This is a genomic window from Halococcus sediminicola (assembly GCF_000755245.1).
GTDB lineage: Archaea > Halobacteriota > Halobacteria > Halobacteriales > Halococcaceae > Halococcus > Halococcus sediminicola.
The window spans coordinates 183,662-197,631 of sequence record NZ_BBMP01000022.1; the positions used below are offsets into that span (position 1 = coordinate 183,662).

The 13,970-nt window shown below is 66.3% G+C and carries 13 protein-coding genes; 6 read left to right on the forward strand and 7 right to left on the reverse strand.

Going from position 1 to position 13,970, the window contains the following annotated elements:
* Window positions 1-66 precede the first annotated feature (66 nt).
* Entirely contained in the window at window positions 67-732 is a 666-nt protein-coding gene (locus tag ACP97_RS10070) for a protein sorting system archaetidylserine decarboxylase (protein WP_154019992.1), read from the forward strand.
* A 295-nt stretch (window positions 733-1,027) separates the two neighbouring features.
* Here ACP97_RS10070 and ACP97_RS10075 read toward each other — a convergent pair whose 3' ends face one another.
* The 3 genes from ACP97_RS10075 to ACP97_RS10085 all read right to left on the reverse strand — a co-directional run bounded on the left by ACP97_RS10075 (window position 1,028) and on the right by ACP97_RS10085 (window position 3,663).
* The gene (locus ACP97_RS10075) at window positions 1,028-2,173 is read right to left on the reverse strand and encodes a site-2 protease family protein (RefSeq protein ID WP_049997696.1); all 1,146 of its coding nucleotides are present in this window, start codon (window positions 2,171-2,173) and stop codon (window positions 1,028-1,030) included.
* A 164-nt stretch (window positions 2,174-2,337) separates the two neighbouring features.
* Window positions 2,338-2,583 carry a DUF7123 family protein gene (locus tag ACP97_RS10080; RefSeq protein WP_049997697.1) on the reverse strand — a complete coding sequence of 82 codons (246 nt, stop codon included), beginning with the start codon at window positions 2,581-2,583 and terminating at the stop codon, window positions 2,338-2,340.
* Window positions 2,584-2,841: 258 nt separating this feature from the next.
* Window positions 2,842-3,663, reverse strand: coding sequence for a molybdopterin synthase (locus ACP97_RS10085; protein WP_049997698.1), 822 nt, complete (start codon window positions 3,661-3,663; stop codon window positions 2,842-2,844).
* An 81-nt stretch (window positions 3,664-3,744) separates the two neighbouring features.
* On the opposite strand from ACP97_RS10085, the gene pyrH reads away from it, so the two are divergent.
* The 3 genes from pyrH to ACP97_RS10100 are packed head-to-tail and all read left to right on the forward strand — an operon-like array spanning window position 3,745 to window position 7,942.
* Window positions 3,745-4,461: a UMP kinase gene (gene pyrH, locus ACP97_RS10090; RefSeq protein ID WP_049997699.1), complete on the forward strand. Its 717-nt coding sequence runs from the start codon at window positions 3,745-3,747 to the stop codon at window positions 4,459-4,461.
* Window positions 4,454-6,121: a lysine--tRNA ligase gene (lysS, locus tag ACP97_RS10095; RefSeq protein WP_049997700.1), complete on the forward strand. Its 1,668-nt coding sequence runs from the start codon at window positions 4,454-4,456 to the stop codon at window positions 6,119-6,121. Before pyrH ends, lysS begins: the two co-directional genes overlap by 8 nt.
* Before the next feature lie 54 nt (window positions 6,122-6,175).
* Window positions 6,176-7,942, forward strand: a complete 1,767-nt coding sequence (locus tag ACP97_RS10100; RefSeq protein ID WP_049997701.1) for a site-2 protease family protein — start codon at window positions 6,176-6,178, stop codon at window positions 7,940-7,942.
* A 45-nt stretch (window positions 7,943-7,987) separates the two neighbouring features.
* Here ACP97_RS10100 and ACP97_RS10105 read toward each other — a convergent pair whose 3' ends face one another.
* Window positions 7,988-9,349, reverse strand: a complete 1,362-nt coding sequence (locus tag ACP97_RS10105) for a TIGR00341 family protein (protein WP_049997702.1) — start codon at window positions 9,347-9,349, stop codon at window positions 7,988-7,990.
* Between the two features lie 86 nt (window positions 9,350-9,435).
* Between ACP97_RS10105 and ACP97_RS10110 the strand changes: the two genes are divergently transcribed.
* Entirely contained in the window at window positions 9,436-10,032 is a 597-nt protein-coding gene (locus ACP97_RS10110; RefSeq protein ID WP_079977611.1) for an HPP family protein, read from the forward strand.
* 23 nt (window positions 10,033-10,055) lie between these two features.
* Here ACP97_RS10110 and ACP97_RS19910 read toward each other — a convergent pair whose 3' ends face one another.
* The 3 genes from ACP97_RS19910 to ACP97_RS10120 all read right to left on the reverse strand — a co-directional run bounded on the left by ACP97_RS19910 (window position 10,056) and on the right by ACP97_RS10120 (window position 12,316).
* A complete protein-coding gene (locus ACP97_RS19910) occupies window positions 10,056-10,226 on the reverse strand; it encodes a hypothetical protein (protein ID WP_154019993.1) in 171 nt (56 codons plus the stop codon).
* Between the two features lie 91 nt (window positions 10,227-10,317).
* A complete protein-coding gene (locus ACP97_RS10115) occupies window positions 10,318-11,181 on the reverse strand; it encodes a formate/nitrite transporter family protein (protein WP_049998478.1) in 864 nt (287 codons plus the stop codon).
* Between the two features lie 64 nt (window positions 11,182-11,245).
* Window positions 11,246-12,316, reverse strand: coding sequence for a hypothetical protein (locus tag ACP97_RS10120; RefSeq protein WP_049997703.1), 1,071 nt, complete (start codon window positions 12,314-12,316; stop codon window positions 11,246-11,248).
* 144 nt (window positions 12,317-12,460) lie between these two features.
* On the opposite strand from ACP97_RS10120, the gene ACP97_RS10125 reads away from it, so the two are divergent.
* Window positions 12,461-13,921: a heme-binding protein gene (locus ACP97_RS10125; protein WP_049997704.1), complete on the forward strand. Its 1,461-nt coding sequence runs from the start codon at window positions 12,461-12,463 to the stop codon at window positions 13,919-13,921.
* The last annotated feature ends 49 nt before the right edge of the window (window positions 13,922-13,970 follow it).

The window sequence follows — 13,970 nt, forward strand, 5'->3', positions numbered from 1 at the left end:
CTTGATCTACCGGGGCCGATTCAATAAGCCCGGTGGTCGGGCCACATCGGAAGACACACCTATCGGATGGGAATACCGGATAGCGTGCGAATCGCGCCCCATGCGTGGCGATACGCCGCTCCGATGTTCGCGCTCGCGCCGGTGGCGGCGCTGCTGTCGTCGATAGCCGGCGCGCTGGCCGTCGGGATGGGACTGGGCGCGCTCGCTTTCCATCGGGACCCCGAACGCGAGATCCCCTCCAAAGGTGTCCTCGCGCCGGCCGACGGTCGTGTGTCGGTCGTGCGCCGCGAGGGCGAGCGCCTGCGCGTCGGCATCTACATGGGAATCACCGACGTGCACGTCAATCGCGCGCCGCTTTCGGGCACGGTCGAATCGGTGACGCACTCGCCGGGCGCGAACCGGCCGGCGTTCTCGAAAGAGTCGGACAAGAACGAGAAGGTCGAAATCGACTGCGGCGCGTTCTCGATCGTCCAGATCGCCGGCGCGTTCGCCCGGCGCATCCATCCGGCGGTCGAGTCGGGCGACCGGGTGGCGCGCGGCGAGCGCATCGGCCACATCAGTTTCGGGAGTCGCGTGGACGTACTCTTGCCGCCTGAATTCGACCGCACGGACCTCTCCATCGAGATGGACGAAACCGTGCGTGCCGGCGAGACGGTGCTGGCTGGCGGTGCGGCGGCGGTGGAGTCGGAGAGCGGTGCGGGGCGGTCCTTGGCGTCTCAGCGAACGGAGTGAGCCGAGGCTCAGGAGAGCGAAGCTCTCCTAGCGGATGAAGGGCGAAGTCGTTCGAAACGGCTTCGCCGTTTCGTGATGACGAGAGAGTGAAGCTCTCTCGGACCACCGCGAGTGAAACGAGCGGCTGAGGGCTTCGACGGTGCGGTTGTGGTGTGGAAGCATCCGCGCGAACAGATATGAGTGCGGTTCACCGTGAGCGAGGCGAAGCCGAGCGAGCGGGTGTTTTTAGTCCAGGTTTTTGCGAGGAGTGGTGCGCGAGCGAAGCGAGCGCACCCGACGAGTGAAAAAGTGGGTTTTAGAGCACGAGTTCGAACGGGATGGGGGTAAAGCAGAGGATGCCGAGCGCGAAGGTGAGCAGTCCCAAGAGCACGCGTTTCGTGTCGAGCGCGTCGTCGTAGATTGGCGTCGCGGGACCGGCGTAGGCGACGCCCATCGTGAAGATACCCCAGAATACCCAGAGGAAGACGGCGTTGAACGCGGCGTGTTGGATGTAGTAGAGATAGGCCGCGAGCGCGAACAGCGCGGCGGGGACGAGCGCGCCCACGGTCTCTTGGCGCTCGCCGACCATCGCGCGCACGAGGTGGCCGCCGTCGAGTTGGCCCACGGGGATGAGGTTCAGGAAGGTGACGAACATGCCGACCCAGCCGGCGAACACGACCGGATTGACCGTCGTGCCGTCGGGGTAGTCGAGCGGCTGACCGGTGAGGTCCGCGAGCCACTGGACGAGGAGAGGGTAGTTGAACTCGATAGGAATCGCCGGCGTCGAGACGGGCGGGAGACCGAGACCGACGACGGTGACGACGCAGGCGACGGCGAGACCGGCCAGTGGGCCGGCGACGCCGATGTCGAAGAGGGTCTTGCGCGAGGGCATCCGCCCGCGCATGCTGATGACCGCGCCCATCGTGCCGATGACGTTGGGGAGGGGAATGAAGTAGGGTAGGCTCGCGTCGACGCCGTGATAGCGACTCAGCGCGTAGTGGCCGAGTTCGTGCACGCCGAGCACCGAGAGCACCGCGAGCGCGAACGGCCAGCCGGCGAGGACGGCCGTCGGGTCCGCGAGGAAGTCGCCGATGGTGTCGACGGTGCCGTACCAGCGTGCGCCGGCGACGAGCGTCGAGAGCACGGTGAGCAGCGCGAAAATCACGTTCGTCCACGGTACCCCGTCGATGCCGGTCGAGTGCGGCGTGGCGACGAGGACGTGTCGATGGTTGTTCATTTCGACGCCGGTGTAGGGGTCGCGTTCGGGTTCGCTCGTCAATCGAATCTCGTAGCCACGTTCACGAAACAGTGGCCAGAGGCGTCGTTCGAGACGTTGGCCGGCGACCAGCGGCTCGCCGTAATACCGGAGCTGTCCGCCCTCCACGTCCGTCTCGACGACGCGAAAGAGTCCGGCGAACGCGTCGGCCGGCGGCCCGTCGGCCGGCGGGTCGCTGTCAGCCATTGCCCGAGGTAGCGGCCGAACGGGCATAAACGTACAGACCGATTCGGGGAGGAAGGCGCCAACGGGGCCGGTTCGGCTTCGGGACCGCTTCGAGGGGGTGGGGGGAGGGTGGACGATTCGAGGAGAGGGAGAAGATAGTTCGGGGCGTGCGGACGGAGGTGGGTTCAGGCGGGTGCGACGCGCCACGTCGTCGCGCTGGTGTACGACCAGCGCTCGATGTCGAGGTCGACCGCCGACTCCGCGAGTTTGTGCATCAGCGCACCGATTTCCTTGGGCGAGAGACCGACTTCGTCGGCGATGAACTTGCTCTTGAAGTAGAGTTCGCCGTCGGCCGCGTTGCGCTGCAGATAGGCCTTCAGTCGCTGCTCTTTGGTGTTCGCGTCGACGCCGGCGGGCTGGGTCGTGCTCATTGTGACCTCACTCGCCCATCGAGCTACCATGTATTATACCCGACAGATGCTTCGGATGAATTCGGCGCTTTTCAGATTCGAAGCCCTCGTCGAGGACGTTTCACGACGCTTCGAGAAGTCGTTAGACGTTTCATACGGCTCGCAGCATCCGTCGATCGGGAAAACCCACTCGATCGCCGAGAGCCGTGCACGCATCGTCCGGAGATATTATTTCGAGTTCCCACATTTGAAATTATTTCGGTTGTGCGGACGAGCCGCTCACGCGCGGTCGTGGACCCAGAACTCCTCGTCGCTCGTGCGCTCCTTTTTGAATATCGGGACCTCCTCCTTGAGCCGGTCGATGCCGTCCGCCACGGTCGAAAACGCCTCGCGGCGGTGGCCCGCGAGCACCACGACGAAGACGATGTCCTCGCCGGCCTCGATGCGCCCCACCCGGTGATGGGTGAGCACGGCGTGGACGCCCTCGCGCGCCTCCAGTTCGGTTTCGAGTGCCCGCAACCGCTCGTCGGCGACTTCCCGGTAGGTCTCGAATTCGAGCGCCTCGGTCGGGGTGTCGTCGGGCGCGTCCTTCGCGCGGACGCGCCCGGTGAAGGTGGCGATCGCACCAGCACGGTCGGCGTTCGACGATTGCTTCAGCTCGCTGACGAGCGATTCGAGCGTCACGCGCGGTTCGAGATCGTCGATTGCCGTACAGAGCGCGTCGATGTCGATACCCTCGGCGTCGGGGGCCGCTGTGAGTTCGGGACCGGCGTGTTCGCGCCCGTCGAGGACCACGGTCGGCAGCCCGTGGTTCGAAAACCCTTCGACGAGGGCGTAGTCGTGTTCGGGAGCGAGGTCGTCAAGGAGATCGGACAGCGAGCGTTCCGCGCCGGTGGCGAACCAGCCCTCGTCGCTCAATCCATAGGTGACGCGCGCACCGGCCGCGCGGTGGCGGGCGGTGTCCTTCCCCTCGGTATCGATGTCGGGCGCGTGATCGAGGTGTTTGACGGTGGCGACCGCCCCATCCAGCCGTTCGACGAGGCGCTCGACGAGCGTCGTCTTCCCCGTATCTGAGGGGCCGACGACGGCGACAGTTTTCATGGTCGGAGAACGGTCGGCGGTCGCTTGTACCCTTCGCCGGTGTTGACAACCCTTAAGAGCGCGTCCGGGCAACCGCCGGCAATGAAAATCATCGTCTCCCTCGGCGGGAGCGTGCTCGCGCCCAGAGACCCCGAACGCGTGGGCGCACACGCGACCATCATCGAGGGACTCGCCGAAGAGGGTCATACCGCAGGCGCGGTCGTCGGCGGCGGAACAGTCGCGAGGGAGTACATCCACACCGCGCGCGAACTCGGTGCGAACGAGATCGAACTCGACCAGTTGGGCGTCGACACCACCCGGCTCAACGCCCGCCTGCTCATCGCGGCGCTCTCGGAACGAGCGGCGACCCGACCGTCGAGAAACTACGAGGACGCAGGGGCGGCCCTACGCCGGGGCGAAATCGCCGTCATGGGTGGCGTCGCACCGGGCCAGACGACCGACGCGGTGAGCGCGGCGCTCGCCGAATACGTCAACGCCGACCTGCTGGTGTACGCGACCAGTGTCCCCGGCGTCTTCAGCGCCGACCCGGCCGAAAACCCGGACGCGCAGCGTTTCGAGTCCCTCTCGGCCGCCGAACTCGTCGACGTCATCGCCGACATCGAGATGACCGCCGGTTCCTCCGCCCCAGTGGACCTGCTCGCGGCGAAGATCATCGAGCGCTCGGGCGTTCGGACCGTGGTACTCGACGGCACCGACCCCGAACGTATCGAGCGCGTCGTCAACACCGGCGAGCACGAGGGGACGGACATCATCCCAGCAGAAAGCGACGAACCGACCTACTGGGCGATGGATGACTGAGGACCCCTACACGCTCGGCGAGGACGGTCACCACGCCTTCTGGGCCGACGAGGTCGCAGACCGCATCGAATCGCGTCGTGACCGAATCGACGCCGAGGGACCGATAGTCATCAAGGGCGGCGTCTCGCCGTCGGGCGTGCCACATCTCGGTCACGCGAACGAACTCATGCGCGGGTATTTCGTCGCCGAGGTGCTTCGTGGACGGGGCCACGATGTCGAGCAGGTGTTCACGAGCGACGACCGCGACCCCCTGCGGAAGATACCACGAACGCTCGCCGACCGCGAGTGGCGGGTGATGGACCTCGGTGACGTGCCGAATCCGGGCGTTCTGGGGCGCAACCTCGGCAAACCGCTGACGGACATCCCCGATCCCTTCGAGTGCTGTGAGTCCTTCGGCGACCACCAGACGCGTCTTTTGCGATCGATGACCGAGCAGTTGGGCATCGACGTCGAGATCCGTTCGACCACCTCGCTGTACGAAACGGGCGCGTTCGACGACGTAACGCGCGAACTGCTCGCAAAGCGCGAGCGCGCTCACGAACTCCTCGGCGAGTATCAGGCCTCGGTGCGCGACGCCGAGGAATACGTCCCGTTCAATCCCATCTGTGCCGAGTGTGGGAAACTCACCGAGACCGTGACGGCCGTCGAGGAAGGGGAAGTAGAGTATCGCTGTACCGACTTCGAGGCGGGCAATCGGGTCATCGAGGGCTGTGGCCACGAGGGAACGGCGACCATCCGCGAGGGGAAGTTGCCGTGGCGCTTCGAGTGGCCCGCCCAGTGGCGAGTTCTGAACGTCGACTTCGAACCCTTCGGCAAGGACCACGCCGAGGGGTCGTGGCCGAGCGGCGAGGCAATCACACGGGAATTGCTCGATTTCGAGCCGCCGACGCCGATGGTTTACGAGTGGTTCACACTCAATGGCGAGCCGCTGTCCTCGTCGTCGGGCCACGTCGTCACGGTCGCCGAGATACTGGAACTGCTCGAACGCGAAGTCCTGCACTACTACTTCACGAAGAATCCGGCGAAAGCACGTGATTTCGACGTTTCGCGACTCGACCAGCTCGTCGACGAGTTCGACCGTTTCGAGGGACTCGCGTTCGGCGAGTCCGTCATTGGTGACGAGGAGAAGATCGAGGAGGAACGGGCGCGTACCGAACGTGTCTATCCGCTCGTCGTCGATGAAATGCCCGACGAGCGGCCAATCCGACTTCCTTACACCTTTGCCGCCGTGCTCGGCATGACCGACGACCGCGAACTCCGTGAGGGGATGGCCCGGCGTGAAAACCACATCCCGGACGAGGCACCCGAAGCGGCCGTCGGGAGCGCGCTCGACCGGGTGAATCGCGCTCGACAGTGGGCCGAGCGGGTTGACAACGCCTACAACTACCGCCTCGCAACCGACCGCCCCGCCGTGGATCTCGACAGCGATACCGAGAACGCGCTCGACGAACTGGCCGACTTCGTCGCGGCGGGCCACGCGGGCGAGGCGATCCAGAGCGAGATCTTCGAGACCGCACGCGACCACGACCTCTCTCCCGGCGACCTCTTTTCGGCTGGCTACCGGCTCTTTTTCGACACCGAGCAGGGGCCGAAGCTCGGGCCATTTTTAGCCGAACTCGACCGGGAGTTCGTCGTGCGACGGCTCCGCCGCGAGGGGTAGCTGGCGAGCGAGCGGAACCAAACCCTCATGACTGCCCATCGCTGAAATCGGTCAATGGCGAGCACGCTGCTGTGGGTTCTCGCGGGAGTGCTCCTCTACAGCGTCGTGGCGACGGCGCTGTCGGCACAGGGGTTGCTCCCCGAGTGGGTGCGGGTCTCCGGACCCATCACGACGCTGCACACCGAACGCGGCAAGGCCGTCCTCGACCGACTCGCGCGCCCGAAACGGTTCTGGCGGGCGTGGGCGAACGTAGGAGTAGGCATTACACTCGTCGTGATGGTCGGCTCGTTCGTGCTCGTGATCTTCAGTGCCGTCACGATACTCGACCGGCCTTCATCGACGGTCATCACCGAGCCACAGGACGCCCTCGTCATCCCCGGCGTGAACCAGTTCCTGCCCCTCTCGGTCGCGCCGGAGATCGTCCTCGGCCTCTTGGTCGGACTGGTCGTCCACGAGGGCGGCCACGGGCTGCTCTGTCGCGTCGAGGACATCAGTATTGCCTCGATGGGACTCGCGCTCATCACCCTGATTCCGATGGGTGCGTTCGTCGAACCCGACGAGGAAGAACAGCGAACGGCCGAACGCGGCGCACAGACGCGGATGTTCGCCGCCGGCGTCACGAACAACTTCGCCATCACGGTGGTGGCCTTCGCGCTGCTGTTCGGCCCGGTCGTCGGATCGATCGCGGTTACGCCGGGCGTTCCCGTCGGTGGGGCGTTGCCGGGCACGCCAGCAGCGCAAGCGGGCATCGGCGAGGGGAGCGTCATCACGGGCGTCGCGGGCCAGAACGTGACGAACGAGAGCGATCTCGACGGCGCGCTCGCCGACGCGAGTCGAACAGTAAGGGTCTCGTTGTCCGACGGCACGACGACGACTGTCGAGCGCTCGCCGGTCGTCACGGGTGCCGTCCAGAACGGCCCCACCGGACTCGGCACGGGCGCGACCATCGCGGCGGTCAACGGCTCCCCGGTGGCGACCGAGAGCGGGTTCGAAGCGGCGCTCGAAAACCACACCGTAGCGACGCTCCGAACCGAGAACGGCTCGACGACCGCACCGATGGGAGCCTACGCGAGTCGAGTCACGCCCGACGGCCCGCTGGCGAACGCGACCGGACAGGCCGGCCAGCCGGTGGTCGTCACGCGCTTCGCCGGCGAGCGGACCACGAACACCTCGGCGCTTTCGGCTGCGCTCTCGGAGACGAATCCCGGCGACGAGGTGCAAGTCGAGGCGTTCGTCGACGGCGAGCGCACGACCACGCGCGTGACCCTCGGCGAGAACCCCCAGACGGGGAGCGGGCTGGTCGGCGTGACCGGTCTCCAGCAGGGTACCACGGGCATCGTCGTCGACGATTTCGGCATCGACGCCTACCCCGCGGCCGGCTATCTCGCGGCGCTCGGCGGTAGTGGCGGAGCGGGCGGCGGTGGCTCGGCGCTGTTCGGTGTTCTCGCCGTGCTCACGCTGCCGTTCGCGAGCGTCGCCGTGCCGGGCGCGAGCTACAACTTCGCCGGCTTCGTCGGCTCGAATCTGGGATATTATACCGTCACCGGTCCTCTGGAGTTCCTCGGTGGCGGCGTGTTCGTGCTGGCGAACGTGCTCTTCTGGGTCGGCTGGGTCAACCTCAATCTCGGCTTCTTCAACTGCATCCCGGCCTTCCCGCTCGACGGCGGCCACATCCTCCGGACGAGCACCGAAGCCGTCGTCTCGCGCCTGCCCGTGGGCAGCCGTCGGTCGCTCACCGGTGCGGTCACGACCGCGGTGAGCCTGACGATGCTCGCGGCGCTCGTGTTGATGGTCTTTGGTCCATCGCTGCTGTCGGGCTAGTATCCCGAAGAGCGGCGAGATGGCCGAACGCGGCTTCGGAGACCCTTATCGAACCGGGGAAGCGATCGAACGGCTCGGCGAGTCGATCCGCGCCGATCGGGCGTTCGACCGGGGTTTGGCCTGCTGGTAATCGACGAACTCGACCTCGACGGTGACCGGCCGCGTGGTGTCGCGGGCGATGTGACGCTGGATCGTCCGCGCGAGGGCACCGTAGTTGCGCTCGGTGGTCCGCCCGACGGTGACCGAAACCGTGTCGTCACCGCCGACGCGCGGGACGAGCTGTGCGCCGTAGGTGGCCTGTGAATCGATGAGTTCGAGCTCGGCGTAGCGCTGCTGGGTCAGCACTTCCTCGGTGTTGTGGTTGACCGTCTCGACGAACACCAGGTACTGATAGGTGCTCGCGAGCGCGCCGACGAGGGCGACGAGCACGACGACCGCCACGACGGCGTAGCCGATCGTACTGAGAGAGATAGCGACGTGATCGCGAAAGCGCGTCGATGGAGTGGCACGATAGCCGAAAAGCGTGAGCGCGATGTACGCGGAGACGTTGATGAGCAGCAGGTTCATCAGGAGGAGGACGAGCGCACCGATGGCGAGGACGGGTTCGCGCCAGACGATGCCGAGGCCGACCGCGGCGGCCGCCGGGACGACGGCCGCCGCGACCGCGACGCCCGCGAGCGAGACATCGAGGTCGGTCGCGAGCGCGAGCGCGCCCGCCGCACCGGCGAAGATCGCGATCACGTAGGTCAGCACGATCGGGATCGAGAAGGCGCTCACCTGCGTGATGTTCTCGATCGCGAGGTTCGGCGGCACGAGGTAGCCGCGTCTGAAGACGAACGCGGCGGCGGTCGCGCTGGCGATGGCGATCGTCAGCCCCATGAGTTGAGACTTGAAGCTATCGAGGATGGACTCGTAGTCGCCGATGACCGCGCCGACGCTCGCCGACAGTGACGAGCCCGCGAACGGCGAGAGCACCATCGAGCCGACGATGACGATGGCGGAGTTGAGGATCAGCCCGGCGGCGGCGACGATGGCGCTGACCGCCGCGAGCACGACGAACATCGGCCGGCCGGGCGTCACTTCGCGGGCGTTCGCCCGCAGCGTCGCGTGTGAGAGTCCGACCTCGTCGTCGGGACCCTGCGTGTACTGGCTTTCGAGTTCGTCGAAGGTGGGTGTCGTGGCCGACTGAATATCGGTGATGATCGTGAACGCGTCGTCTTCGAGTCCGACCTCGTGGAGGCGTTCCATGACTTTCTCGACGGCCCCGTCCGGGAGGGGAAAGTACAAGATCATGCCGTCGCTGTCGCCGCGCTCGTCGGCGGCGACGTGCTCGATGTTCTCCTCGTCGAGCGTGTCGAGCACGTCCTGGCGCATGTCGGCGCGAACGCGCGTCTGTACGAGTCGCACGGCTCTGCTTTCGCCATCCCCCTAAAGAAGGCTCCGCCTTTGCCTGCAAGGCGGGGGGTTTTCACTCCCGCCGCCTCAGACGGCGTATGTCCATTCTCGAATCCGTCGAACGGGCGATACCGGACCGCTTCGAGCGCGTCGAGCGGGCCGCCGTCGAACTGTTCGAACCCGTCGAGCAGCGCCCGACGACCGCCGACGCGCTCCGAACCACGACGCGGGTCTGTAGCCTGCTGGTCGCGCTCGCGGCTATCGCGTGGGTCAGCGGCTACCCCTACCTCTTCCCGAGTCTGGGGCCGTCGGCGTACGCGCTCGCCGTGAGTCCCTCCGCGGCGACCAGCCAACCCCAACGGGTCTTCGGCGCACACCTCTTCGGCGTCGTCGGCGGTCTCGTCGCCTACCACCTGCTCGCCAGCGGGCTGACGGTCACGAAACTCCCGCCGGCGTTCTCGCTCGATGCCGCCCGACTCGCCGCGAGCGCACTCCTCTCGCTCGGGTTGACGAGTTTCGCCATGCTGACGACCGACCTCCGGCACGCGCCGGCGTGTGCGACGACGCTCATCGTCGCGCTCGGCCTGCTCACGACGGTCCCGCAGGCCGCCATCATCCTCTCGGCGGTGCTCGTGCTCTCGGCGACCGACCGTCTCTTTCCGGGGTTCGGCGGCATCGAGGACCCGCCGCGATAACCTCATCGAAACCCTCGGCGCGCTCAGCCACGTCCCCGCCGACGCCGCAACCCGCCGAGCACCGACGGATGGTGTCGTCCGCGCCGCGTCCGTTTGCCGTCGGTCCCACAGAGCGGACATCGTCCCCGTTCGGCCTTGTAGTATCCCGAACAGACGCTACAGCGCTCGATATGAGCCATGGCAACTAGAAACATCGTTGTGGAGCGTCATAAGACACGTGGGAGATCACCGTTTCGACCGATGAAAGCAACCCTTCGGCCGGTCGGCAATCGACAGTGGGGGGTCTCAGCCCTCGCCGAGACTCTCGGCGTCGACGTCGACGTCCTCGGGGTCGCCGGCCTTGATCGCCTGGCCGTAGTTGAGCAGCGCGACGAACACCGTGCCGCCGGCGGCGTTGCCGAGTGTCGTCCAGACGAGCACGGTGAGAAATTCCGCGACGGTCACGCCGTGGCCCATGAACAGCGCCGCGAGCAGTTCGGTCGTTCCCAGCAGTGCGTGATGGAACGGCGCGAAACCGATGACGCCGGTGATGAGCCAGATCAGGAGGACCTGCCCGACCGTATCGCGGCCGGCGGCGACGAGCCACGTCACCAACCCCATCAGCCAACCAGCGATGACGCCGCTCGAAAGGACCACCCACCACGGCAGTCCCAGGAGCGCGTCGGCGAGCGACCCGGCCGCCGCCGGCGTCAGGATCTCCAATGGGGGACCGATGAACGCCATGAACCCGGCGAACACCGCACAGCCGACGAGGTTGCCCACGAGCACCACGCCCCAGAGTTCGCCGAGTTCGGCGAGGGAGGCGCGGCGGTCGATGACCGGCAGCACGCCGAGGGTGGTGTGGGCGGTGAACAGTTCGGTCTGACCGATGACGACGATGACGAATCCGACGGTCGAGACGCTTGCGAGGACGAACCGTTCGATTAGCGGCGAGGAAAATCCCGGCGCAAAGGTCAATACCATACCCATGAGCAGCGCGCCGAAACTCACGTTGAGACCCGCCGCGATGGCCGAGATGAACAGTCCACTCGGGGGCCGACGGATCTGCTTGAGTGCATTTTCGAGTTCGCGGCCGAGGATCTGCTGGGCGGCCAGCGGCGGTTCGGGCGTGCTCCGGGTGGTCTCGTTCGAGTCGGACTCCCGACTCATCTCTCGCCTCCCGACGGGAGCCAGCCAGTCGATGCCCACGACGAACCGAGAGCCGAGAGGAATCTCACGGCCCGCCCCTGCGGTCTTCGAGGGCGGCCAGTTCGTCGTAGCGCGCTGTCTCCAACTGGTCGCTCTCGCGGAGGACGAACGGACCGATGGCGAGCGTGCGCTGGATCATCGTCAGGATGCGCAGCACGTGGGCGAGCACGACCGCAAAGGGCAGTAGCGTGAACACGAACAGCGCACTGACGAGGAGGAAGGCGGCGTCGATACCGAGCAGAGCGGTACCCGAAAGCCCCGTGGGGTCGAAGACGAGGATCATGTAGGCGGCGACCGACAGCGACGGCATCGCGCCGTAGAGGACGCCCCGCGAGATGTTGATGATCTCCCACTGGACGTAGTGGGTCTTGAAGTGCTCGCGCGCCGGGGCGAAAAACCGCAACGCCTCGATGAGGTCGTCGAAGGCCGCGTCCGCTTCCGCGGGGAGCGAATCGGCGTATTTGGCCTTCAGGTTGCGCGCGGCGAATATCTTCCACGAGTAGTTGTAGTTGAGGACCGGCAGGAGGACGTCGAACGAGCCGAAATCGGTACCGGTGAGGTCGTCGCTGACGGTCCGGCTGTGATCCAAGAGCCCCTCGGCGTACCGTTCGATCTCCCGAAGGTCGTTCTCGTCGCTCACGGCCCGCTTGAGCGTTCGTGCCCGTGCGTCGGCCGTCTCGATGAGCGTTCTGAGAAAGCGCGACGGTTCGGCCGGCGCGACCGCGATACCGGCGGTCCGCTCGACGTCGTTGCGAAAGTCGGTCTCGTTTTCCATGCGCGTCTCCTGTTCGCCGAGCGGGCCGATCTCCTGTGAGAGGACGAACTGGGCGATCGAGAGCACGAGCGTGATACTCGTGACGAGTGCGATGACGACGGAACCGAACAGCGACGCGACGCCGCTGGTGGTGACGAGTTGGCGTGCCGCACTCGGACCGAACAGATGCAGCGCGAGCAGCGTCGCGTACGCGCCGACCGAGAAGATGCCCGTCACGAGCCAGCGGTTCGCGCTGATGAGAAACCACATCTTCAGTCGGCTCTCGCCGGCACGCTCGCGCATCGTGTCCGCCGGCCGTGAGATCGTCTCCGAGTCGCCCATCGCGTTGGCCCCCGTTCGGGGGTCGATGGGTTAAACGGCCGGCTTGTATACTCATAGAGCGGCTCTCGCCACCGATCCGCAGCGTTCCCGGACGAGTTGGAAGCGGACGAAAAGACCCTTGTTCGACTCGCCCGAATCACCGACATGAGCCGACGAGAGCCACCGCAGACCGAGGAAGGCTGGTACGCACTCCACGACTTTCGAACTGTGGACTGGGACGGCTGGCGAGCGGCCCCCGACCGCGAGCGCGAGCGCGCCATCGAGGAGGGCGTCGACTACCTCAGCGAGCACGAGGCGCTCGCGGACGCCGACGCGGGCGGGTCGGCCGTCTTCAGCGTGCTCGGCCACGGTGCGGACCTGCTCGTCCTCCATCTCAGACCCTCGATGGTCGACCTCGACACCGCCGAACGGCGTTTCGAGCAAACGGCCTTCGCGGAGTTCACCGAGCAGACCGACTCCTATCTCTCGGTCACGGAGGTGTCGGGCTACATGTCACAGGAGTACTTCGAGGGCGAGGAGGTCGAGGACACGGGGATGGCCAACTACATCGAATCCCGGTTGAAGCCCGACATCCCCGACAGCGAGTACGTTTCGTTCTATCCGATGGACAAGCGCCGCGGGCCCGAGAACAACTGGTACGACCTGCCCTTCGACGAGCGCGCCGACCTGATGAGCGGCCACGGCGACATCGGGCGCGATTATGCAGGAAAAGTCACGCAGATCATCACCGGTTCCGTCGGCTTCGACGATTACGAGTGGGGCGTGACGCTCTTTGCCGATGATCCGGCCCAGATCAAGAAACTGCTCTACGAGATGCGCTTCGACCCGTCGAGTTCGCGCTACGCCGAGTTCGGTCGATTCCGGTTCGGTCGCCGGTTTCCACCCGAGGACCTCGGAGCGCTGCTCGCCGGCGAACCGGTCCCGACCGGCGACGACCCACACGCCGGTACGGACACGAGCCACGGCGAGGGGAGTCCACACGGCGACCACGGGGACGACACGGGCGAGGACGAGAGCGAGACGATCCGCGACGTGCTCGACGAGGAGGGCATCTACGCGGGCCAGCCCCACGGCGAGGACGTCCACGCAATGGTGCTCTACTCCGAGGCCGATCCCATGGAGCTCGAGGCGGACGTGTCGGGGCTGCGCGGCAACTTCGAGCACTACGATACTCACGTGAAAACCGCAGTGTACGAAAACCCGGACGGTGGGAAGTCGGCGGTCGTCAGCATCTGGGACACGGCGAGCGCGGCCGAGACCGCCGGCGGCTTCCTCTCGGATCTCCCGGGCATCGTCGCGCGTGGACGCGGCGACGGCGGCGAGGGCTTCGGCACGATGGGGATGTTCTACACCACGAAACCCGACCAGCGCGAGGCGTTCGTCGAGCGCTTCGATACGGTCGGGGAACTCCTCGCGGAGATGGATGGCCACGACAGTACTGATTTACTGGTCAACCGCGAGAACGAGAACGACATGTTCATCGCCAGCCGCTGGCGCTCGCGCGAGGACGCGATGGACTTCTTCCGCAGCGACGAGTTCCGCGAGACGGTCTCCTTCGGCCGCGAGGTGCTCGCCGACCGGCCCCGTCACGTGTTCCTCGCGTGAGAAGCGTCGGGAGCGGGCGAAGAGTTTTGTACCATCCCCGAGGCCCTGC